This is a genomic window from Bacillus sp. JK62 (assembly GCF_053663455.1).
The window spans coordinates 627115-650111 of sequence record NZ_JBSJQA010000001.1 but is presented as its reverse complement, the minus strand read 5'-3'; the positions used below and the strand labels follow the sequence as shown (position 1 = coordinate 650111).

22 protein-coding genes and 1 pseudogene are annotated in these 22997 nt (G+C 46.0%); 5 read left to right on the top strand and 18 right to left on the bottom strand.

Going from position 1 to position 22997, the window contains the following annotated elements; all coding sequences use genetic code 11:
• Positions 1-10: 10 nt before the first annotated feature.
• The gene (locus ACWJJ4_RS03210) at positions 11-1141 is read left to right on the top strand and encodes a 2-methylaconitate cis-trans isomerase PrpF family protein (protein WP_060387178.1); all 1131 of its coding nucleotides are present in this window, start codon (positions 11-13) and stop codon (positions 1139-1141) included.
• A 42-nt stretch (positions 1142-1183) separates the two neighbouring features.
• A complete protein-coding gene (locus ACWJJ4_RS03205; protein WP_454021422.1) occupies positions 1184-2560 on the top strand; it encodes an MFS transporter in 1377 nt (458 codons plus the stop codon).
• Positions 2561-2768: 208 nt separating this feature from the next.
• Here the strand turns inward: ACWJJ4_RS03205 and ACWJJ4_RS03200 are convergent, their stop codons facing one another.
• Positions 2769-3344 carry an LOG family protein gene (locus tag ACWJJ4_RS03200; RefSeq protein WP_058906379.1) on the bottom strand — a complete coding sequence of 192 codons (576 nt, stop codon included), beginning with the start codon at positions 3342-3344 and terminating at the stop codon, positions 2769-2771.
• A 115-nt stretch (positions 3345-3459) separates the two neighbouring features.
• On the opposite strand from ACWJJ4_RS03200, the gene ACWJJ4_RS03195 reads away from it, so the two are divergent.
• Positions 3460-3780, top strand: a complete 321-nt coding sequence (locus ACWJJ4_RS03195; protein ID WP_003151506.1) for a MazG nucleotide pyrophosphohydrolase domain-containing protein — start codon at positions 3460-3462, stop codon at positions 3778-3780.
• A gap of 44 nt (positions 3781-3824) precedes the next feature.
• Here ACWJJ4_RS03195 and ACWJJ4_RS03190 read toward each other — a convergent pair whose 3' ends face one another.
• Both ACWJJ4_RS03190 and ACWJJ4_RS03185 read right to left on the bottom strand, forming a co-directional pair.
• A complete protein-coding gene (locus ACWJJ4_RS03190) occupies positions 3825-5414 on the bottom strand; it encodes a SulP family inorganic anion transporter (RefSeq protein WP_014305896.1) in 1590 nt (529 codons plus the stop codon).
• A 2-nt stretch (positions 5415-5416) separates the two neighbouring features.
• Positions 5417-5998: a beta-class carbonic anhydrase gene (locus tag ACWJJ4_RS03185; RefSeq protein ID WP_003151503.1), complete on the bottom strand. Its 582-nt coding sequence runs from the start codon at positions 5996-5998 to the stop codon at positions 5417-5419.
• Between the two features lie 400 nt (positions 5999-6398).
• On the opposite strand from ACWJJ4_RS03185, the gene ACWJJ4_RS03180 reads away from it, so the two are divergent.
• Together ACWJJ4_RS03180 and ACWJJ4_RS03175 are read left to right on the top strand one after the other, a co-directional pair.
• A complete protein-coding gene (locus ACWJJ4_RS03180; RefSeq protein WP_070082431.1) occupies positions 6399-7364 on the top strand; it encodes a 2-hydroxyacid dehydrogenase in 966 nt (321 codons plus the stop codon).
• Positions 7365-7568: 204 nt separating this feature from the next.
• The gene (locus ACWJJ4_RS03175; protein WP_223883540.1) at positions 7569-7958 is read left to right on the top strand and encodes a ribonuclease; all 390 of its coding nucleotides are present in this window, start codon (positions 7569-7571) and stop codon (positions 7956-7958) included.
• A 59-nt stretch (positions 7959-8017) separates the two neighbouring features.
• Here ACWJJ4_RS03175 and ACWJJ4_RS03170 read toward each other — a convergent pair.
• The 15 genes and pseudogenes from ACWJJ4_RS03170 to ACWJJ4_RS03100 all read right to left on the bottom strand — a co-directional run.
• Positions 8018-8272, bottom strand: a pseudogene (locus tag ACWJJ4_RS03170) (arylamine N-acetyltransferase); the annotation flags it as partial.
• 206 nt (positions 8273-8478) lie between these two features.
• Positions 8479-9255 (bottom strand): DUF6973 domain-containing protein, encoded by a 777-nt coding sequence (locus tag ACWJJ4_RS03165; RefSeq protein ID WP_015240662.1) that lies wholly within the window; start codon positions 9253-9255, stop codon positions 8479-8481.
• Between the two features lie 265 nt (positions 9256-9520).
• Positions 9521-10267 (bottom strand): arylamine N-acetyltransferase family protein, encoded by a 747-nt coding sequence (locus ACWJJ4_RS03160; protein WP_073982114.1) that lies wholly within the window; start codon positions 10265-10267, stop codon positions 9521-9523.
• Positions 10268-10291: 24 nt separating this feature from the next.
• The gene (locus ACWJJ4_RS03155; RefSeq protein ID WP_003151495.1) at positions 10292-10549 is read right to left on the bottom strand and encodes an HPr family phosphocarrier protein; all 258 of its coding nucleotides are present in this window, start codon (positions 10547-10549) and stop codon (positions 10292-10294) included.
• 23 nt (positions 10550-10572) lie between these two features.
• A complete protein-coding gene (gene whiA, locus ACWJJ4_RS03150) occupies positions 10573-11523 on the bottom strand; it encodes a DNA-binding protein WhiA (protein ID WP_017418846.1) in 951 nt (316 codons plus the stop codon).
• Between the two features lie 26 nt (positions 11524-11549).
• Complete coding sequence (locus ACWJJ4_RS03145; protein WP_003151493.1) at positions 11550-12503, bottom strand: gluconeogenesis factor YvcK family protein; 954 nt, start codon at positions 12501-12503, stop codon at positions 11550-11552.
• Positions 12500-13387 (bottom strand): RNase adapter RapZ, encoded by an 888-nt coding sequence (gene rapZ / locus ACWJJ4_RS03140; protein WP_012118535.1) that lies wholly within the window; start codon positions 13385-13387, stop codon positions 12500-12502. Before rapZ ends, ACWJJ4_RS03145 begins: the two co-directional genes overlap by 4 nt.
• Positions 13388-13412: 25 nt before the next feature.
• A complete protein-coding gene (locus ACWJJ4_RS03135; protein WP_003151491.1) occupies positions 13413-13880 on the bottom strand; it encodes an 8-oxo-dGTP diphosphatase in 468 nt (155 codons plus the stop codon).
• Positions 13881-14153: 273 nt separating this feature from the next.
• Positions 14154-15104 (bottom strand): thioredoxin-disulfide reductase, encoded by a 951-nt coding sequence (trxB, locus tag ACWJJ4_RS03130; RefSeq protein ID WP_007407423.1) that lies wholly within the window; start codon positions 15102-15104, stop codon positions 14154-14156.
• 206 nt (positions 15105-15310) lie between these two features.
• Positions 15311-16723: a C40 family peptidase gene (locus ACWJJ4_RS03125; RefSeq protein WP_077722903.1), complete on the bottom strand. Its 1413-nt coding sequence runs from the start codon at positions 16721-16723 to the stop codon at positions 15311-15313.
• A gap of 398 nt (positions 16724-17121) precedes the next feature.
• Positions 17122-18576 carry a tetratricopeptide repeat protein gene (locus tag ACWJJ4_RS03120; RefSeq protein ID WP_060674008.1) on the bottom strand — a complete coding sequence of 485 codons (1455 nt, stop codon included), beginning with the start codon at positions 18574-18576 and terminating at the stop codon, positions 17122-17124.
• Positions 18577-18691: 115 nt separating this feature from the next.
• The gene (locus tag ACWJJ4_RS03115) at positions 18692-19753 is read right to left on the bottom strand and encodes a sensor histidine kinase (protein WP_176283549.1); all 1062 of its coding nucleotides are present in this window, start codon (positions 19751-19753) and stop codon (positions 18692-18694) included.
• Entirely contained in the window at positions 19750-20427 is a 678-nt protein-coding gene (locus ACWJJ4_RS03110; RefSeq protein ID WP_015387652.1) for a response regulator transcription factor, read from the bottom strand. Before ACWJJ4_RS03110 ends, ACWJJ4_RS03115 begins: the two co-directional genes overlap by 4 nt.
• A gap of 36 nt (positions 20428-20463) precedes the next feature.
• Positions 20464-21081: a hypothetical protein gene (locus ACWJJ4_RS03105; RefSeq protein ID WP_454021421.1), complete on the bottom strand. Its 618-nt coding sequence runs from the start codon at positions 21079-21081 to the stop codon at positions 20464-20466.
• Positions 21082-21169: 88 nt separating this feature from the next.
• Complete coding sequence (locus ACWJJ4_RS03100) at positions 21170-22939, bottom strand: ABC transporter ATP-binding protein (RefSeq protein ID WP_454021420.1); 1770 nt, start codon at positions 22937-22939, stop codon at positions 21170-21172.
• Between the last annotated feature and the right edge of the window lie 58 nt (positions 22940-22997).

The following is a 22997-nucleotide window of genomic DNA, read 5'->3' as shown; positions in this document are numbered from 1 at the left end:
ATGAGACAGCATGGAAAAAGTTCCTGTAACCGTTATGAGAGGCGGCACCAGCAAAGGCGTTTTTATTCTTCAAAAAGACATGCCAGACGATACAAACCTATGGAGCGATTTTCTTTTAGACATTATGGGGAGCCCTGACGAGAGACAAATTGACGGTCTCGGCGGCGGCCATTCTCTCACAAGCAAGGCAGCCATTATTAAGAAATCCGCCAGAAAGGATGCAGATGTTGAGTATACGTTTGCTCAGGTCAGTCTGACTGACAAATTTACCGACTTCAAAGGCAATTGCGGAAATATCTCTTCTGCCGTAGGCCCTTATGCTATTGAGAAAGGGCTCGTTCAAGCTGAAGAGCCGGTTACAAAAGTCAGAATTTTAAATACAAACACTCAAAAAGTGATCGCAGCAGAAGTCGAAGTCAGAAATGGAACATTTCATTACCAGGGGGACTGCTCTATTCCGGGGGTTCCAGGTACAGCTTCTCCTATTTATCTTTCATTTCACCAGGCTGAAGGAGCGGTGACCGGTAAGCTGTTTCCCACCGGTCAGCCTATTGATGTTCTCGATACACCGTATGGAAATATCTCGGTATCGATTATTGATTACGCCAATCCGCTTGTCTTTGTAAAAGCAGAGGACACGGGGCTTACCGGCTTAGAACTTCCGGATGAATATACCCCGGATATATTGGAAAAGCTCGAAATGATCCGATCGATTGCAGCCGAGAAATGCAGATTCGCTCCGAGACATGAGGCTGCTGCAAAATCACCGGCCGTACCAAAACTGACATTAATCTCATCTCCAGCGGATTATATCGATACAAAAGGGATAAAGAGACACGCAGAAGAGATGGATCTTGTCATTCGTATGATGTCCATGCAAAAACCGCATCAAGCTTTAGCCATTACAGGGGCGGTATGTACGACTGCCGGCATGCTATTGCAAGATACAATATTATCTGAATTTTCATTCTCCGGGAGAACGATCCGATTGGGGCATCCAAGCGGTATTTTAAAAACCGAGGCAGATGTTGATCCGGACGGAACAACGATTAAAGTAGTACGCACAGCAAGAAAAATCTCTGAAGGCTATGTGTTTACTAAACAAAGTTACAGCATGAATACGCCCAATCACATTGGTTAATACCGTCTTCAGACAAGTCAAAGATAAACGGAGGAATACGAGATGATCAATGTAAATGCGTCTAATCGATTAAACAGACTGCCTTTTTCAAGGGCCCATCAAGCAGTGCTCGTTATCCTTTCATTCGCTTACTTTTTTGATTTTATCGATTTAAATACGTTTTCATATGCGGCGCCTTCACTTTTAAAGGAATGGAACATATCCACTCATACTATCGCTTTTATTACATCTGTCTCCTATTTCGGAATGTTTATCGGCGCCTCTGCCGGAGGATGGTTTTCAGACCGTTTCGGAAGGAAAAAAGGTTTAATTCTGGTTGTCACCTTTTTCTCTTCCTTCTCCCTCCTCTCTTCTCTGGCTTGGAACCCAGAAATACTCGGTGTTTTTAGATTTCTTACGAGTTTAGGTATCGGCGCCACAACGATTGTGGCAAGTACGTATATCAGCGAATTTTTCCCATCCGCAACTAAGGGAAAATACCAGGCAATCTGTATTACAATCGGCATATGCGGAATTCCTGCGGCCGGCTGGGTGGCTAAATTGGTCGTGCCGTCCGCCTCTTACGGCTGGCGGTTTATCTTTCTATTCGGCGCTGTCGGTATTTTTTTTCCGCTGATCGCCAGAAAACTGGAAGAATCACCGAAATGGCTGGACACGAAAGGAAAAAGCGAACAAGCACACCGCATTCTGCTTGAACTGGAGGCAAAAGCAGAAAAAGAAAAGGGTGAACTGCCTGAACCAGCTCCGGCTCTGCAAAGCAAACAAACCGCTGTAAAATCCGTTCCATATCGGACGCTGTTTCAAAAGCCTTTAGCAGGAAGAACTTTTGTTTTAATGACGATGTGGGCAGCTTCCACCATTGCAATTCAAGGCTTTGGCACGTGGGTTCCCACCCTTCTGGTGAAAGAAGGCGTATCAATGGATGAGTCTATCGTATACGTCACTCTGGGAACGATCGGTGCCCCGCTGGGCGCTCTCATTGCGGCGCAAATCTCTGACCGTGTGGATCGAAAGTGGGCCATTTCTGTTTTATCGTTAATTATTATGGCGCTTGGATTCTTTTACGGCATCAATCCTTTGCCGATGGTCATTATCGTATGCGGATTTCTCATGCATATGTTTGAGCGTACTTTCAGTTCGATCGCATATGCTTATACGCCGGAATTATATCCGGTTGAAGCCAGGGCATCTGGAAATGGCCTCACTTACGGCGTAGGACGCCTTGCAAATGTAGCCGGTCCCTTTGTCGTCAGTTTCCTGTATTCAGGCTACGGATTTTTAAGTGTTTTCTTATTCTTTACAGGCTGCTGGTTTCTTTGTGCACTGACAGTCGGTATATTTGGAATCGGTTCAAAAAAACAAAAGATGCAGCAGGATGATTTCATATCGGAAGAAACTTTCGTGCAACAAAAGTTGTAAACGCATACAGTCTGGAAACCGCAAAACATCCATCTCCTTTGAGGAAATGGATGTTCTTCTTTCAACCCCAACAGCATTCTCATTCGCCTCTTATTCTCAGACATATCTCTTATTACGAAGAAAGGCGTGGTACGCATGAGAAGGAGAAAAGAACTTTCCGTCAGAATGAATTAGATGCAGCCGCCGAAACATATTTCAGACCGCTGCCTTACAATTCACGCCATTTCTTATCTAAAATCGGGTATGTATACCGATTCATCTGCTCAATCAGCTCATCCGGCCGGGAGGAACTATGTATCAGCTTTAAATGAGACTCATTCGAAAATCCTTCCTGGATGCTGTACTTGACCATCTTCATCATCGGCTCAAAATACCCGTTCACATTGTACAGCCCGATCGGTTTTTGATGAATGCCGATTTGCGCCCAGCACAGCACTTCAAATAACTCTTCATATGTTCCGAAACCGCCGGGCATGGCAATGTACCCGTCGGAAAGTTCACTCATTTTCGCTTTCCGCTCATGCATGCCGCTGACTTCAATCAGCTCCGTCAGATTCTGATGAACAATCTCTCCGCTGAAAAGCCCGCTCGGCATGACGCCGACAGCTTTTCCGCCGCCTGCCATTAACGCATCAGCGACGGTTCCCATCAGACCGACCCGTGAACCGCCGTAAACAAGGCCGATTCCCTGCTCCGCCATATATTCACCCAGTTCGGCCGCTTTGCGTTTGTACTCTTCATTTACCCCCGGGTTTGACCCCGCAAATACACAAATGGTTTTCATTTTTTCATCTCCGCATCTATATATGTACATCAATAAATCAAAATACACTATATATTGTCCCATCTCTATATGATAATATCAATAAGAATCATACAGGACATAAGGAGTGTTTCACATGCAGATGGCTGAAGCAGAACAATGGACGAAAGATTTTTACGAAAAACGAGGATGGACGGCGTACGGGCCATTTATCAGAATCGGCTTTTTAATGGAAGAAGCGGGTGAGCTCGCCCGGGCGGTAAGAGCATATGAAATCGGCAGAGACCGGCCGGATGAAAAGGACGCAACCCAGGCTGAACGCAGGCAGGAGCTGATTGAAGAAATGGGTGACGTCCTCGGAAATCTGGCTATCCTTGCCGATAAGTACGGAATCACGTTAGAAGATGCGATGAAAGCCCATCAGGAAAAACTGATCAAGCGCTTTGAAACCGAATAAAAACACGGCCCGTCCGCTTTTTCATGGACAGGCCGTATCTGAATTTATCCCGTTATCTCGTCCTGATGCTCAAAGAAATGCTGTTTCCCGATTTTATGAAACAGCCCCGTCTTCCGGATCAGCTCTCTCGGCTGTGACTGCAATCCGACGATCATCAATCTCCCGTTATGCCGTTTGATCCGGTTCATTACATTCCCCAGAACCGCTTCTGCGGAGGTATCCATGTAATGCACATTATTCATCAGCAGAATAAGCGTCTTCGGCTTTTCCTGAAGCCTCTCCAGCAGCGATGATTCCAGTGAATCAATTGAACCGAAAAACAGCGGCCCTTCAATGGAATATGTGCTGACGGACGAATCATTTTTAACCGATTTGACCGCGGCATGCGGTGTTTTAATGCTTGTTGATTCGCTCATTTTTCTGATAAAGAAAACAAAAGCGAGCACAAGACCGGCAGAAACGCCGATAATTAAATCAAACAGAACCGTCAGCAAAAAGGTTGCCGCCAGTACGAATGAATCAGTGTTTTTCAGCCGCATCATATTGGCGACTTCCCTCCGCTCACTCATGTTCCAAGCCACAACCATCAATACCGGCGCCATGCTTGCCAGCGGTACGTGAACGGCAAGCGGGGCGAAGACGAGCAGGACGAGGAGGACGGTGACTCCGTGGACAACACCGGAAATCGGAGAAACTGCGCCGTTTTTAATATTTGTTGCGGTCCGCGCAATCGCTCCCGTTGCCGGTATGCCGCCGAAAAGCGGCGCTGCCATATTGGCGATGCCCTGCCCGACAAGCTCCCTATTGCTGTCATGCCGTGATCCTTTCATATTGTCCGCGACCATCGCCGATAATATGGATTCAAGTCCGCCGAGAAGCGCAATGATCAGAGCCGACGGAAACATCATCACCATGTTATCAATTGAGAAATCCGGAAGCTGGAAAGCCGGAAGCTGCCGCGGAATTTCCCCGTAAGCAGAACCGATTGTCGCCATTTTGTCAGGAAAAAACACGACCGCCGCGGCTGTAGAGACAAGCAGCGCCACAAGCGCGCCGGGAATCTTCGGCATCAGCCTGGCTGATAACAGCAAAATGGCCAAAGCAATTCCCGCGATGAGGATACTGTACAAATTAAAGGTTCCGATCTTCTTGCCTATTTCCGCAATGTTGAGGATAAAGCTTTCATGCTTTTGGATATCGCGCAGACCGAGAAAATGGGCAATCTGCTCCGAGAAAATCAGCACTGCGATCCCGGCCGTAAATCCGACGATCACCGGCTTCGGCACGAATTTCATAATCTTTCCGAGCTTAAATACGCCAAACAGGACGAGCATGACGCCTGCCATAAAACCGGCTACAAGTAAATTCTCAAAACCATACTGCATCACAATGGCAAATAAAATGGGAACAAACGCCCCTGTAGGCCCGCCGATCTGATATTTAGACCCGCCCAACAGCGAAATCAGAATTCCGGCCACAATAACGGTGTAAAGCCCGTATTCCGGACCGACCCCCGAGGCGATGGCAAAGGCCATTCCCAGTGGAATCGCTACAATTCCGACTACAATTCCCGCGATTAGGTCTTTCTGAAATTTCTGCAAATTGTACCCCTGGTATCTGCCGGTAAATTGCATCGTCAGCTGCATCCTCCTTTGACTGTTTCATAACCGTCAACGACTACATCCAGCGTCCCCGTTCCCGGATCGATCACCAGCCCGTGCACCGGCACCTCTTCAGGCAAGAGCGGATGATGCCTGACCATATTCACGCTGTGGGCCACGCTTTCTTCGACGCTGTGAAAACCGGTCAGCCATGTTTCCAAATCGACTCCCGCATGCTGCAGAAGGCTCAGACATTTGTCCTCCACGCCGCGCTCTTTTGCTTTATTTAATATGGAAGCCGCATTTAATCCCGACATTCCGCACTCGCGGTGACCTATGATGCAGACTTCCTCTGCCTGCAGTTCATAAACGGCAACCAAAATGCTCCGCATGACACTTCCAAATGGGTGAGAAACAATGGCTCCCGCGTTTTTTATGATTTTGGCATCGCCGTTTCTGAGTCCCATCGCCTGCGGCAGAAGCTCCGTCAGCCTTGTATCCATACAGGATACGATGACAAGCTTTTTTTTCGGGAATTTTGTCGTTTGGTAAGGTTCATATTTCCTTTCTTGGACAAACTGCTGGTTGTGCTCCAAAATGCTTGATAAAGAAACCATTTTTCTATTCATCTCCCATCCGATTGTATTGCAAGCCTTCTTACCCAGCTTACAGTAAGGAATTATAGCACAGAAAAAGGCCTCAAAAGCGCTTTCAAAAAAAGACACGATAATTTAACTGTAAATTCAGATTATATTCATTTATATCTTTCAAAAATAATAAAATTTATCTTTACACCAACCTATAAAGCTTTTGAAAACAGCAGTTCCGCTCATTTTGCCTTCAGAAATATAGGCGGATTCTGTTACTGTTTGGAGAAATCAAGCATGTACATTTCTTTTTCTTTCATTTTAAGTTCAAAAGAACCAGAAATTTATCGTAATGCGTTTGAATATTTCTCACGTTACCGCTTCTCTTATATAATAAAATAGAGAAGAAAGACAAAGGAGGAGAAGCCCGTTGAAACCCTATGTATTCATCGCGAAACCGATACCGCCCGAAGTCGAACAAATGATAGGCGAGCATTGCCGCTATGACATCTGGAAAGAAGATACCATTCCAAAAGAGGAACTGTACGAAAAAATGAAAGATGCTGAAGGGCTGCTGACATCCGGAACGGCGATTGACAGTGATTTGCTGGATCACGCGCCGAAGCTGAAGGTCGTCAGCAATAATTCAGTCGGCTATGATAATTTTAATATTGAAGAAATGAAAAGACGCGGAGTTGTCGGCACGCATACACCGTACACCTTAGATGACACTGTCGCTGATCTGGCTTTTTCATTAATTCTGTCTTCCGCCAGACGGGTTGCCGAATTGGATCGATTCGTCCGCGCCGGCAAATGGGGAACCATTGAGGAGGAATCTCTTTTCGGTATGGATGTCCACCATCAGACATTAGGAATTATCGGCATGGGCAGAATCGGTGAACAAGCTGCCAAACGGGCAAAATTCGGCTTCGATATGGACGTGCTGTATTATAACCGCAGCAGAAAACCGGATGCTGAGAAGGAACTCGGGGTTACATATGCCGACTTAGATACACTGCTGAAAACATCAGACTTTGTGCTTTTAATTACGCCGCTTACTGACGAAACGTATCATATGATGGGAGAGCGGGAATTTAAATTGATGAAAGATACGGCATGTTTCGTCAATATTTCCCGGGGAAAGACGGTTGATGAGAAAGCGCTCATCCGCGCATTGCAGGAGGGCTGGATAAAAGGCGCCGGTTTAGATGTGTTTGAAAAAGAGCCGATCGCCGAAGACAATCCGCTCCTGCAGCTGGAAAACGTCACATTGCTTCCTCATATCGGGTCAGCAACGGCAAAAATCCGCTTGAATATGTTCAAGCAAGCCGCACAAAACATGATTGACGCCGTATACGGAAAAACACCGAAAAACCTCACGAAGGAATTTCAATGAGATGAAAAATCCCGGCCGTTTCAGCCGGGGTTTATTTTTCACTAGATCAAAAGTACTATTTTTAAATTCTTTCTATTCCTTTCTCTCGATGCTGATACAATGAAAAGGAATCAGCTTCACATGATAAAAATGGGAGGTATTGCTTTGAAAAAACGATTATCGTGGATTTCCGTTTGTTTGCTGGTGCTGTTCTCCGCGGCGGGGATGCTGTTTTCAACGGCTGCCAAGACGGATACATCTTCTCACAAGGCGCACACTGAAGCACAGGTTATCAACACGTTTGACGGGGTTGCGGATTATCTTCAGACCTATCATAAGCTTCCTGATAATTATATTACAAAGTCAGAAGCGCAGGCCCTCGGCTGGGTGGCATCAAAGGGGAATCTGGCGGAGGTCGCCCCGGGGAAAAGCATCGGCGGGGACATCTTCTCAAACAGGGAAGGCAAACTCCCGGCCAAAAGCGGACGGACGTGGCGTGAAGCGGATATTAACTATACATCAGGCTTCAGAAATTCAGACCGGATTCTTTACTCAAGCGACTGGCTGATTTATAAGACGACAGACCACTATCAAACCTTTACAAAAATGAGATAAACACATACAAAAAACGGCTTCCCTGCGGAGGCCGTTTTTTTACAGAGAACCTGCGAGCTTCATATAAAATGAGCAGTAAATTTTTCTTCGAACTCTGATCGGTCTATTCTGCTGTTTTCCGCCGTGCCATCGTGTTTTTTTATTGTTATATTGCGTTCAGACAGAACCATGTGCCCTTCCGGTGTCCGCTTAGAAGCAAGCAGGCGTTTGTTGAAAGGAGAACGTTCATGTTCAAAGATTGTTTGTTTCATAGACTTGAGGTCCTTTTCATCGATTTCTTCAAGCGAAAATGCGTAACCTGTCTGCCAGCCGTCTTACACTAAATTGAATTATTTCCTGACTAGAGTAGAATAAAACAACAGTGGTTTAATATTAGATACATCCTTACTCTTCTTAATCTAATACAACAGAACACATTTCTTACCATCATAGCAGTGGATGAACGCTATTTAGTACTGGTAGTTAGACAATAATTCTCTTCCATATATACATTCTGTGACTAAATTGTTTATAAACTAATCTATTTTCCTGTAGTACCATTTGTAGCTACCAACTTATTATTCACAATTCTAACCAGACTGCCTTGCTTAACCATTTTCCTTAAAGTGCTGCTATACTGAACACTACTATATGAATAATATTTATCGACCGCAAGGAACCTCCCGGTTTCATTGTTCATAAGGTCCATTTGTTTATCTATACCTGAAGACTTTGATTCATGTGCTGTAGCCCATACTTTTGCCCTGTCATATCCATGATTCGGTCCTCCACCAAAGGATTGTACTAAGCGTGCATTCCAATAGCTATGTCGAAATGCATCACCATTACCTTGATAAAGTTGCTGCTTACCAGAATAATATTTATTCGTTTCGTTATAAGCTTCTTTTGCTGCATTTGCATACTTAGTGAACTCAAGTGGGTTTCTCTCTGCCAAGCGAATTTCATCCTTATTCAATTGCCCAAAGCCAGGAACAGGGATATAATAATCCAATGCTGAAAAAGAAGTAGATTTACTTCGGATTGCTTGTTGGATTTCTTTAGCTGCAATCTGATTGAGTTCTTCCTCTGTATAATCTTTGTTAGAAATTTCTTTATTCAACTTATTATGTATCTTACTTAACATATTAATATCTGTATTTCTAACTTCTTGTTCAGTTAAATAAACTTTATCTCTTTTTGTTTGATCAACTGAATGCTCAACTTTTTCTTTTGGATTTTCATGGGCTAAAGCCGGGGAAGAGTAGAAAGTTACTGCAGAGATAGCCACACTCGATAACAGCAATACACATTTTTTCATAGTTATACCTCCAGATAATGTATTAACATCAAAATTTTATCATATAGATAGATTGTTATCAACTATTTTTGTAACTAATGGTTTATTATGTAATATTTAATTCTAAGAATTCATAACACTTTCAATCTTTCTATCAAAAGTATAAGATAAAACATCCACATTTATAGATATGTTATTAAGTATCGAAAATAATTTAAAAAAGACAACCTCTGATAATCTGCTCACAAATTTTTTCTCAAAAAAGCTTGCAGAGAACCTGCAAGCTTCATATAAAATGAGCAGTAAATTTTTCTTCAAACTCTGACCGGTCTATTCTGCTGTTTTCCGCCGTGCCATCGTGTTTTTTTATTGTTATATTGCGTTCAGACAGAACCATGTGCCCTTCCGGTGTCCGCTTAGAAGCAAGCAGGCGTTTGTTGAAAGGAGAGCGTTCATGTTCAAAGATTGTTTGTTTCATAGACTTGAGGTCCTTTTCATCGATTTCTTCAAGCGAAAATGCGTAACCTGTCTGCCAGCCGTCCCCTTTGTTCATTTCAAGCAGGTATGTTCCGAATTCCGTCTCTTCTATCCTCACGCGGAACGCTCCGGCCGCTGATACCGTCTCGTCTCCCGACATCGGCACAGGCTGCATGGCGAGATTGAGGCCGAATCCTGCATCAGCGATGTACTCATTCTCCCCGGCGGAAAGAAGTACGGCCGCATGTGTGCCGGGCAGCGCCCAGCCGTTTTTCCAGACCGTTCCGCGGATCAATTTGACATCAAATCCGGCATCTTTCAGGATGAAATAAAGCAGTCCGTTCAAGTCATAGCAAAGGCCGCCATGAGGTTCCTTCACCATGTGCCGCCACAGTCCTTCTTTCGTGACGTCATATTCTTTTTTGGACAAAACAGCGCGATTTTCAAACGGAAACCGATACGCGAGCGCCTTTAAAAACTCCGGCAGGTTGCTGAAATCGAGGGAATCCTTTTCCCAGCCTATCGTTTGATAACAATCTTTCAGAAACTCATTCATCGTTCCGTCCCCCTTACAAAGTGTTTACACTTCTTCCTGCACATAAGCGGACAACTTTTCCAGCGCTTCCTTTTCATCGTCGCCTTCAGCGATCAGAGTGACTTCCGTCCCCGTACTGACCGCCAGACTCATTAATCCCATAATGCTTTTGGCATTCACTTTCTTGCCGTTTTTCTCAAGAAACACATCTGATGCAAAACGATTTGCCTCCTGTACAAACAATGCAGCGGGGCGCGCCTGCAATCCCGTCTTTAAACGCACTTCCACTTTCCCCTGAACCATAAGATCTCCCCTTTTCTGTACGGTTATTTCAAAGTGATGCTTTGTCCTGTACGCAGCTGTTCTGCGATTTCATCGAGCTTTCTCAGCCTGTGATTGATGCCGGATTTGCTGATTTTCCCGCTTGCAACCATTTCCCCCAGTTCTTTCAGCGTGACCTCCTGATAATCAATCCGCAGCTGCGCAATTTCGCGAAGCTTTTCCGGCAGCGCTTCAAGACCGATCCGTTCATCAATGTATTTAATATTTTCCACCTGTCTGAGAGAAGCCCCGATGGTTTTGTTTAAGTTTGCTGTTTCACAATTGACGAGGCGGTTCACTGAGTTTCTCATATCTCTGACAATCCGCACATCTTCAAAGCGCAGCAATGAATTGTGAGCGCCGATGACATTCAGAAATTCAGTGATTTTTTCCGCCTCTTTTAAATACGTAATATAGCCTTTTTTCCGTTCAAGCGTTTTGCTGTTCAGATGAAATTCATTCAGCAGCGCGCATAATGAATCGTTATGTTCCTTATAAAGCGAGAAGATTTCCAAGTGGTACGACGAGGTTTCGGGATTATTCACAGATCCCCCCGCCAAAAACGCCCCTCTCATATAAGAACGTTTGCAGCACCGTTTCGCCACCAGTTCCTCAGAAATATTCCGTTCAAATATAAAGTTCTCCCCGAGGATTTTCAATTCCTCTAAAATCAGCTTTGCATTTTCAGAAAAGCGCACAATATAAACATTGTTTTTTTTCAGCCGCATTTTTTTTCTGACTAACAGTTCGACCGATACATCATATTGTTTCTTCAGCAATGTATAAATGCGGCGGGCAATCGCCGCATTTTCGGTTTGAACGTCAAGCACGAGATGGCGGTTTGAAAATGACAGGGAACCGTTCATCCGAATCAGCGCGGACAGCTCCGCCTTGGCGCAGCAGTCCTTCACTTCCAGATTCGTCAGTTCTTTTTTTGTTTCCGATGCAAATGACATATTAGCCACCTCATTTCAAAAGGCCTCTAGTCCCTTAATAAATCGACAAGAAGAGAAGCCACTTTATGTGTATCGTGACGGATTACGCCATTTTTATACGTGATAATCTGATCCCTGATGACCTCAAGCCCCATGGATTTCAGCTTTTCAACATTGAAGTCGACGGGCCGGGCCAGCTCTTTCGCATATTTGCTTTTGATTTCGTCAGGGATCTCCTCATTGTTGATTAAGATCGTGTCGATAAACGGCTGCTCCATATGATCGTTCAGCGCCTTGACATGGTCGGCCGCGCTGTATTGAAGCGTCTCGCCGGGCTGTGTCATGACGTTGCATATATATACTTTTTTGGCCGCGGCCTTGACGACTTCCTCTCCGATTTTCGGCACGAGCAGATTCGGAAGAATGCTTGTGTACAGGCTTCCCGGACCGATAATGATTAAATCGGCCTGACGGATGACGTCAATCGTTTCCGGCAGCGGATCAATTTTTTCAGGCGTAAGAAACACCCGTTTAATCCGCTGGCCGTAAGAAGGGATTGTCGATTCTCCGGAGACGACCTGCCCGTCCTCCATTTCAGCATGAAGAACGACACTGGTGTTGGCAGCAGGCAGCACTCTGCCGCGGACATTCAGCACCTTGCTCATTTCGGTGACAGCGTGAAAGAAATCACCGGTTATATTTGTCATCGCTGCCAAAATCAAATTGCCGAGCGAATGTCCGGTTAAGTCGCCTCCCTTATTGAAACGGTGCTGAAACAGATTTTCAACGAGCGGCTCAACATCTGACAAAGCGGCCAGTACGTTACGGATGTCACCCGGCGGCGGAATTTGAAGTTCATCCCGCAGACGGCCTGAACTTCCGCCGTCATCAGCAACTGTCACAATCGCCGTAATATCAACGGGCTTATGCTTTAACCCTCGAAGCAGCACGGACAGACCTGTTCCGCCGCCGAAGATTGCGATTTTCGGCTTCTTATTCATTTCCGGCTTCTCTTTTCAATGTCCCGGTGAGTGACATGAGTATAGAAATCTTTTTTAAAATAGTCAGCCAAATACTCAGCGAGCGTGACGGAGCGGTGCTGGCCGCCCGTACAGCCGATCGCGATGACAAGCTGGCTTTTACCTTCCCGCTTATAAGACGGAAGCATAAAGCCGAGCAGATCAACAAGCTTTTCAATAAACTTTTGTGTTTCGTTCCACTTCATCACATAGGATGACACTTCCTCATCTTTCCCCGTAAGCGGCCTCATGCTTTCAATGTAGAACGGATTCGGCAGAAACCTTACATCAAACACGAGGTCGGCATCTATCGGAAGCCCGTATTTGAAACCGAATGACATCACGTTCACTGTAAATGTTTCACCTTGGTTCGTGGCGAAATGCGCCACGATTTTTTCACGCAGATCACGCGGTTTCATATCCGATGTGTCATAGATCAGCTGAGAGCGCCCTTTCAATTCTTCAAGCAGCTGGCGTTCCAGCGCGATTCCTTCGAGAGGAAGCCCGGTAGCGGCCAGCGGGTGAGAACGCCTCGTTTCTTTGTATCTCGTCACAAGGATGGAATCCTTAGCGTCTAAAAAGAGAATGCGCGGTGTAATCCACGGATTTTCCGCCATTTCATCCAGTGCCTCAATCAGCCTGTCAAAAAATTCACGTCCCCGCAGATCCATGACAAGCGCGACCTTGCTCATTTTTGAACTTGATTCTTTCATCAGCTCCAAAAATTTCGGCAGCAAGGAAGGCGGCAGATTGTCGACGCAAAAATAGCCGAGATCCTCAAAGCTTTGAATGGCGACGGTTTTCCCCGCTCCAGACATTCCCGTAATGATGACGAGCTGAATATCATGGTTTTCATTCATACTCATCTTTCTCCCCCCTGCGGTCTTTCTTTTATTTGATAAGCTGCGGATCTAAACGATAGCTGAGCAGCTCGAAGTCCGGCGTATACGTAAAGGTGCCGTGCAAAAGCCCTTGGCCCTTGATCATAAAATCAAGGATATGCCCGTCTCCGGGGGCCATCGGAAGGCTGTGGATATCTTTTACGTCATGCCACTTCAGAACGCCTTCCTCTGATTCAGCGACATTCCGCCCCGTGTAGGAGTCGGCGACGAAAGTAAACATCATCCACTCTGACACGATTTGTTCTTGTTCCTTAATAATAAAGGTAAACACGCCTTTTAACTGCGGATTTAGTATATAAATGCCCGTCTCTTCTCTGTACTCTCTGATGACGGAATCTCTGACGGATTCGCCGCTTTCCATCTTCCCGCCGGGCGCGACCCACCAGCCCCGTCTCGGCTTTTGGAGAAGGAGAACCTGATCATCTGTCTGCAGCACACAATTTGTCACTCTTTGCACAAGTACGTCACCTAACCTTCTCAACAAATCATCGTCTCTTCATTATACCGTTTCGGCATGTCTCTCACAATGCAGAGACACCGACATCCTTTTCTTTTATTTGACAGAAAACAAAAAATCGCAAAAAAAGGGCACGGATACTGGAATCCGTGCCAAAGTGTATTCATTAAAAAGGGGGTCAATTACTACATTCATCTTAAAACATCAGTATTTCACCCGTGTTACAGCGTAATTAAAACACAGTAACGATTCAAAAACTGAACATTACAGTGATTATTTAACGGTTTTGAGCGTTTCCTCAAGCTCTTCCACATAATGCTGAACGCTTTGAGCCGCAATACTTCCGTCGCCTGTCGCCGTTACGATCTGGCGGAGCGTTTTTTCACGGATGTCTCCCGCGGCGAAAATGCCAGGGACTTTTGTCTCCATTTGGGCATTTGTTTCAATGTAGCCTTCTTCATTTGTGATGCCCAAGTTTTCGAACGGTTTAGAAAGCGGAAGCATACCGATATAAATAAAGACGCCGTCAGCTTTGAATTCTTCCTCTTCTCCCGTCACGGTATCCACAAGAGTAAGTCTGCCGACTTTTCCGTTTTCCTCATGGATTTCTTTTACGGTTTTGTTCCATTTGAAGTCAATTTTCTCATTGTCAAAGGCACGCGCCTGAAGAATGCTTTGCGCCCGCAATTTGTCACGTCTGTGAACGATGGTGACTTTTGAAGCGAAGCGTGTCAGATAGACGCCTTCTTCAACGGCGGAGTCTCCGCCGCCGACAACGACAAGCTCTTTATTTTTAAAGAACGCGCCGTCACAAACCGCGCAGTACGATACGCCGCGGCCGCCCAGTTCTTTTTCGCCGGGAACGCCGATCTTTTTGTATTCCGCTCCGGCAGAAATGACGATGGCGCGCGCTTTATATTCTTTTGAACCGGCTTTGACTGTTTTATATTCTTTACCGTCAACGATTTCTTTAATATCGCCGTACGCATATTCCGCACCGAATTTTTTCGCATGTTCAAACATTTTATTAGAAAGTTCAGGGCCGAGAATGCTTTCAAAACCCGGATAGTTTTCAACATCCTCCGTGTTGGCCATCTGGCCGCCCGGAATTCCTCTTTCGATCATTAATGTGGATAAGTTCGCTCGTGATGTGTAAACAGCAGCGGTCATCCCCGCCGGACCCGCGCCGATAATGATCACATCATAAATTTTTTCTTCTGACACCATGATTCACTCCTTTTCGAAATGGGGCGCACCCTATATGACTAAGAATCCCCATCAATCGTATTCCTTACCCATATCCTATTAAATCTGAGGGCAATTCGCTATTTTTTTGCTCATTTTTCTAAGAAACCGTGATTAGGCAGCTCCTGAGCGGGTATACAAATAAAGAAAGAGCCTTCCGGGATAGAAGGCCCTTGTCTTATTCATTATTGAACGACACGTCTTACATTACCGTTGAAATATTTTTTCCAATAAGGGTTGCTCATAGAATCGATAGATACACCATGCGATGTATTATCGTTCAGGAACGTTCCGTTGCCTAAGTAGATGCCGACGTGGCCGTTTGTTTTATACGTGTTGAAGAACACTAAGTCTCCGCGTTTCATATCAGACGCACTGACAGCTTTCCCTCTGTTAATTAAAGTATCTGTGCTTGTTCCGCTGACAGGTCCGAGGTTAACGCCTGCGTTAGCATAAGCCCAGCGTACGAATGAAGAGCAGTCAAAAATACGGTTGTCAATATCGGATTGAGTGCGTCCGCCGCCGAATTTGTACGGAGATTTACCCACAAGGCTTGATCCTACGCTGATCGCGCCTTCAATACCGCCTGAATTTGAAATAACAGATCCGCCGTCAGAATCATCTGAACCGCCGCTGTTATGAGATGATCCGCCTGAAGTGCTCTTCGGTTTGCTTGAGCTGTCAGATGAATCAGATGATGTTGAAACAGCCGCTTTTTTCACAGTTTTAACCGCCGGTGCCGGCTGGCTGTCATCTTTTTGGTTTTGGTCTTCAGAAGCTTTTTGCGCTTCTTCCTGTTTTTTGATCAGGGCAGCCGCTGCAGCCTGCTCAGCTTTAATGCGCTTCTGTTCTTTTTCAGTGTCAGCTTTTTGGTTTGCAAGCTGTGACGCTTCTTTTTTCAGATCAGAGATAGCGGAAGCCGCTTTTTTCTGACCGTTTTTCGCTTCGTCGAAAAGCTTGTCTTTCTGATCAAGCTGTTTGTTCAGGTCTTTTTGCATAGACTCGAGTTTCGCAAGATCATCTTGAACTTTTTTCAGCTTCACGTTAAGTTCAGCCTCTGCGTCTTCGAGTTTCGCTTTATCCTGCTCCTGCTGTTTGATCAGGTCTTTATCCGCATCAACGATAGAAGATACTGCAGTCGCACGGGAAATGAAGTCTCCGAAGCTTGTCGCTCCTAAAAGTACATCTATGTATCCTTGAGAACCGCCGTTTTCCTGTAAAGAACGAACGCGTTTTTTCAGGATTTCATTGCGTTTTTCAATACGCGCTTCTGTTTCTTTGATTTCTTTTTTCAAATCAGCGATCTGCTTTTTCGTTTTTTCGTTTTCAGCTTTTTTATCTTCGATTTTATTGCTTGTATCCAACGCTTTAGCGTTAATGTCTTTCAGTTCTTTTTCAATCTTAGCCTGCTTGTCCTGAAGCTTGGACAATTCTCTTTCTTTTGCTTCAAGGCTTGAAGCCACCTCAGATTGCTTGCTTTCAATTTTCGCTTTTTTGCTGTCTAATGTTTCCGCCGATGCAGTTTTTGTAAACGGGATTAAAAAACTGCTTGTCCCGATGACGGAAGCCAAACCAAGTGTTAATAAACTCTTTTTCACTTTTTCTTTCCTCCCTTTTACTTTAAACCTGTTCTCATTTGGAATTCTATTATGAACATCAAAGTTACGCTCCCTCACATACCCGTGAGGCTGATGATTTTTATGTACGATTCTTTGAATCTGGTTAATTGGTATAGATTATACAGCACATGTAAAATAAACTAATCTCTTATGTACGAGACTCATTATACCATCATGTTTCGACAATTTTTATTACAGTTATATTTCAATGTGATTGCAAATCTCATATTTTGCAAAATAAACGGTGATTACGGCCTGATTTCGATTCAAAAAGCAAAAAAATACGTATGAATACCTCTTTTTTCGGCGGTAAAGTTCTGTTTTGCCCCTTTATGATAAAAAAAAAGAACCGACTCTTTATATAGAAAGAATCGGTTTTATTCTAATATATCATCTATTTGTCTGATGTATTTCGAAAGGGTTGCCGGGGTTATACCGTAAACGGCGGCCGTTTCTTTTTTCGTCGTTTTTTCGCCGTTAGCTTCTTTCCATACGTATGCGATGGCTGCGGCCCATGCCCGCTCATTCTGTACGGCAGCGGCGGCGCGGATGTGCTGAATGACGTGAAAAACCCAGCAGCTCATGACGTCAGTTTTTAAACTGTCGGCTTCCGCTTTCTCCAGAAGCTTGACCGTCCGATACGTGAACAGCGCGTCACCAGAGACGCCTGAAGCGCCTTTTTCACCGGAAAGCAGCAGTCTGACGAAATCTTGTTCAAACGGTGAAACGGCGCGTTTTACCGTCAGAACTTTTTCAAGCTGGTTCCGCTCTCCTTCAGCGCTGCTGATATAATAGGCGGCAAGCCGCTGTTCAAGTGAAGCAGGCAGCGGTTCCTGCCGCTCCGCCCAAGGCGCGGGCCGGTCTGATTCGGGAAATTCGGCTTCGGCCTTTTTCCAAATGGTTTCCGCAAATTCTGTGCGGCCTGTCCCGTAGGCTGAGGCGGCAAGCCAGTAATAAAACGTTTCGTCGCCTTCGAACCCGCTTTTGTAAAGAGAACGGAGCCATTTATAACCGAGATCATGTCTGCCGACAAGCGCAAGCGTCGCCCCCAGCTTATAACGCTGTTCGAATAAAATCGGATACACGTTGGCGAGTTTTCCGCTCAATTCTCCGACTTTTTCATCTTCCCTCTCGTAATAGCAGAATACAAGGAGGTTGCACAGGGCATGGAGATTGCCTTCATTTTTCTCAAGCACTTCGAATACCGTCTGTTTCGCTTTTGTAACATTGCCTGAGTAAAAGTAAGCGAGCGCCAGGTTGTTGTATGCAGACCAAAGCTCGGGGTAATCGGCCGTAATCTCTTCAAGCATGACAACCGCTTCATGAAGCTGGCCGCTCTCAAGAAGCATTTTTGCCCGGTCCTGCCTGATCAGCAGCTCATCCTGGTCATAGAGCGATTCGTTTTCACCCGCTTCGCCGAAATCCAAAAGCTCCATCAGATTTTCAATCTCTTCGCTGAATTCCCCGTCCGGATCGGCATCTGAATAAGCCGCCGCTTCTTTGTATGCTTCCTGAAAGAGCCCCAAATGCGCGAAATTATTCGCTTTAAAATAATGACACTCGGGCATTTCTTCTTTCAGGTTCACCAAAATAAAGTCGAACAGCTCATTTGACTGCTGGTAGTGGCCCATTTCAGAATAAATCACGGCCAGCCGTGACAGCATTTCGGAATCATTCGGCTCGAGGTGGACGGCCCGCTGAATCAGTTTGCTGGCCCGTTTTAAATTCCGCTCTTTATATGCTTTTAAGCCTTTATGAAAAAAATATTGTCCATCCTGAAGCAGCTGGACAATTTGCGCGTGCTTTTTCTGTTCAGAAGTGTGTTTTCCCACAAATATCCTCCGTTTTATACGTATTACCGTCAGTAGTATACCATAAAACGGTTTCGCCTCAATAGTTCAAAAGACAGGATCGGCTTCGTTTTTTACTGGCTGGTTCGACCAGATTTTAGCTGTTTTTTTCACGAGGCTCGGCTGGAAGAATGACGCGGAAAAGGGTTCCTTCGCCGCGCTTGCTCTCAACCTCTATCGAACCGCCGTGCAGCTCTGCGATTTTTTGGGCGATGGACAGGCCGAGCCCGCTTCCCCCTGCGTTTCTCGCCTTATCCGCTTTATAAAACCGTTCAAATACACGCTCCGCCTGTTCAGGCTCCATTCCGATTCCGTCGTCGGCGATTTCGACAGCCGCCGCTCCCGGCAGATCAACAATTTTAACGGAAATGCGGCCGCCTTCACCGGTAAATTTTACGGCATTGTGAATCAGATTCATCCATACTTGGCTGAGCAGCGCTTCATCTCCGTACACATACGACTCCTGTAAATCAATGAGAAACTCAATCTGTTTGGCGGACCATTCAGGCTCACAGGTCAATATGGTGCGCCGCAGCTGTTTGTCAATGCGGAACGGTTTTTTTTGTATCGGTTCGGTTTGGCGTTCAAGCGCAGTGAGCTTCAGCAGATTTTCACTGATTTTTGATAATCGTTCTGTTTCTGTCTCGATGATGTGTAAGTAGCGCCCCCGCTCCTCATATGATAAATCCGGTTTTTTCAGAAGATGCGCGTAGCCCTTTAATGAAGTAAGCGGAGTTTGGATTTCATGGGAAACGTTCGAAATAAATTCTTGTTTCAGCTTTTCCATTTCACTCAGTTCCGCGGCGAGTGTCGACAGTTCATCAGCCAATTTCGTCACGGGGTGGTCCCGTTCAATCTTCTCCATTTTCCGGGAAGCGGCCGCTGTGAAGTTGCCGCTCGACATTTGCTTGATCGTGGCGGTCAGCGAATCCCAGATCGCATGATGTCTTTCACGTGCTGACTTTGAAAAAATAAACATCGTTACAAACAGCAGGCCGAAAACAAGCCAAAGCGTCAGAATCTGCTCGGCGTACGGCACAAGCAAAATCGGCCATATGAGACCGAATCCCTGAACGATCAGGTGAGCCGCCAGCCATAAGAATGCGGTGACGGTGAGAAGGATGATGATTTTTCCAGCCGTTCTGAAGATCCGTTTCATTCTGTCACCACAAACCGATACCCGAGCCCCCGCACCGTATGGATGGCAAACGGATAGTCCTTTTCCGGAAACCGTTCCCTCAGCCTTTTAACATGCACATCAACCGTCCGCTCGTCACCTTCATAATCAAAGCCCCAAATATCTTCTATTAATTGTTCTCTTGAAAACGTCTTATTCGGATAACCGGCGAGCTTAAATAAAAGCTCAAATTCACGCCGGGGCAGTGTCAATCCCGCTCCGCCGCCGCGCGTTACGGTGCGGGATTGCTTATCTAATGTGACATTTCCGATGGTCAGCAGTTTTTCAGCGGTGATCCGGTACCGTTTCAGCAATGCTTTGACCCTTGCTTCCAGCTCAAGCGGCTCAAACGGTTTGACGAGATAATCATCCGCTCCGGAAGTAAAACCTTGCACTTTGTCCAGCGTTTCGCCTTTTGCCGTCAGCATCAAAATCGGAATGTCCGTAAAGCTGCGGACGGCTTCACTGACTTCAAACCCGTCCATTTTCGGCATCATCACATCCAGTATGATGAGATCAATAGGTGCTGATTCGATCAGCCTCACCGCCGCTTCCCCGTCTTCCGCTTCTGCGACGTCAAAGCCGCTCTGCTCCATCATGAGGCGGACAAGCTCACGGATATGGCGGTCGTCATCCGCAACCAATATGACAGCCATGAAAATCCCTCCTTCTGCTTTTTTGCCTGTCTTCTTTTAATGAATCGACATGATGTCTATTAACCGTCTTATTTTTTCATTGTCTCCTGTATCGACAGACACTTTTTTTGTATGGCGGATCATTTCCTCCGTCACTTCTTTCATTACGCCTTGATCAGTATCTTCACGAGACTCCCAGCGCAAAGGAACATTGTATACCTGAATGGTGCCGTCACCATTGCTGCTGTAAGTGACTGACCCATCGACTAACCGGGAGCCTGCTAACTGCGTAACATCTTCCGGATAGCGGGCGCTCGTATGATCGTCAGGGTTGACGAGTGCTCCGGCCGGAATGCGGCGAACGTTCAATTCATCTATCTGCTGATTTTCCCCAAGCTGCAGCCAGATGCGGGCATATTCAATTTGCAGAGGAGAATAATTTGCCGACATGTTGTTCGGTTCGCTTTTGTCCGCAGAGATGTGATGTGAATCTTTGATTACGGGTTCTTTTTTTTCTGCCGCTGATGCTGTTTCAGCCTTGTTGATGCCGCTGATTTCTCCGGCCGGACTTGAAGAATGGCTCGGCTCTTCATCGTTACCGTCCGTACACCCGGCAGTCATGAATACGAGCAGTAAGGCCGCGTGACAATAAAAAATCTTTGTGCGTTTTTTCATAATTCACCCCCCGCTTCCAATGAATAGGATTCCGGCTGCAAAATAAAAAGCAGCTTTTTCAGCTGCTTTCTATTCATAAAGTCTTGCTTTACACAGCTTTGTTTTCTAAGTCGGCATTCAGCTTCAGCTGCTGCTCCGCAAAATCGCGGTACAGCGAATGGGATGCCATTAATTCATGGTGTGTGCCCCGTCCGGTGATTTCACCCTGTTCGACAAAGAGAAGCTGATCTGCATCCACAACCGTGGATAAACGATGGGCGATCACAATCGTGGTGCGGCCTTCCATTAGAACTTCCAGCGCCTGCTGCACCCATTTTTCAGATTGGCTGTCCAGACTTGATGTCGCTTCATCAAGCATCAGAATGCTCGGGTTGCGAAGGAGCGCTCTGGCAATGGCGATGCGCTGGCGCTGTCCGCCTGACAGCATAATTCCCCGCTCACCGACCTCTGTTTCAAATTTCTTCGGTAAGTCTTCAATAAATTGCAGGGCGTAGGCCATGTCAGCCGCTTGCCTCAGTTCCTCATCGGTCACCTCGCGTTTTAATCCGTAGCAGATATTGTCGCGGATGGTGCCTGACATTAACGGGCTTTCTTGCGACACGTAGCCGATATGCTCCCGCCATGACTCAAGGGAATACGCATCAATCGGTTCATTTCCGAGCAGGATGCTGCCCGCAGTCGGATTGTAGAATCGTTCAAGCAGCTTAAATAACGTTGTTTTTCCGCCGCCGCTCGGTCCGACGATCGCGGTGACTTTGCCGGCCTCAATCGTAGCCGTAATGTCTTTTAAGATGGTTTGATCTGTTTTGTAGCCGAATGAGACTTGTTCGAGCTTAATCGGCTGATCTGCGTTTTCAATGGCTTTTCCGGTTTGGATATCTTCTTCTTTTTCTGCAAGAATATGAATCATCCGTTCCGTTGCGCCGACGGATTTTTGAAGCTGTGTGAAAAATGAAGTGATCTGGCCCATCGGCATAATGATCTGAAACAAATACAGGATAAAGGCAACGAGTGCGCCGGCTGTCAATTCACCGGATGACACCTGCATCCCGCCGTACCCGATGACAGCGACCAGCGCCGCCATTAATACAAGTGTAATAAGCGGGCCTACGAGCGACTGCACCTTCGCTTCACGCAGCCCGAGTTTAAAGAGCGCCATGATGCCTGCTTTTCCGCGTCCGTATTCCGCTTCTTCAGCGTTTGACGCTTTTACAAGTCTGATTTCCGGGAGGATGTGGTTTAATAATCCGGTGAATCTCGCCGTTTCATCCTGTGTTTCCCGAGAAATTTTAAACATTTTCCGGCCGATCGGCACTAAAATCACCGCAGCCAGCGGCACGACGACCAGCACGAGCAATGTGAGCTTCCAGTTCATGAAAAATAAGATCGTCAGTGACCCGATAACGGAAATGATTCCGGTAATAAATCCGCTGATATTGTTTGTGATCAGCTCTTTTACCACCATTGTGTCATTGGTGACACGGCTGATCGTTTCTCCCGTGGCGTTTTTGTCAAAATAAGAGACGGGCAGTTTAATTAATTTCTGCCACAACAAATCACGCAGTCCCGAGATGATTTTCTGGCCGCTGTAGTTCAGGGCGTAGGTGGCGTAGGCGCTTAATGCGGCCTGTACGATGAACACGGCTGCGATGATTCCGATTTGCACGCCTGACAGCGACGACACGGAAAAGCCGTCAACGAGCTGCTTTGTCAACAGCGGAATCAGCAGGCTGACGAGCGTTGTCACAATACTGAGAGACAGCGCGAAGGCCAGCATACCGTATGATGGTTTTGTTTTTTTGACTAATGAAAAGAATGAGCTGAATTTCCCTTTTGGTTTTGGTTGTTTATTCGGCATATGTTTTCCTCCTATATCACTGTTTATACTATAACGGATGTGCATGAACGGAATATGA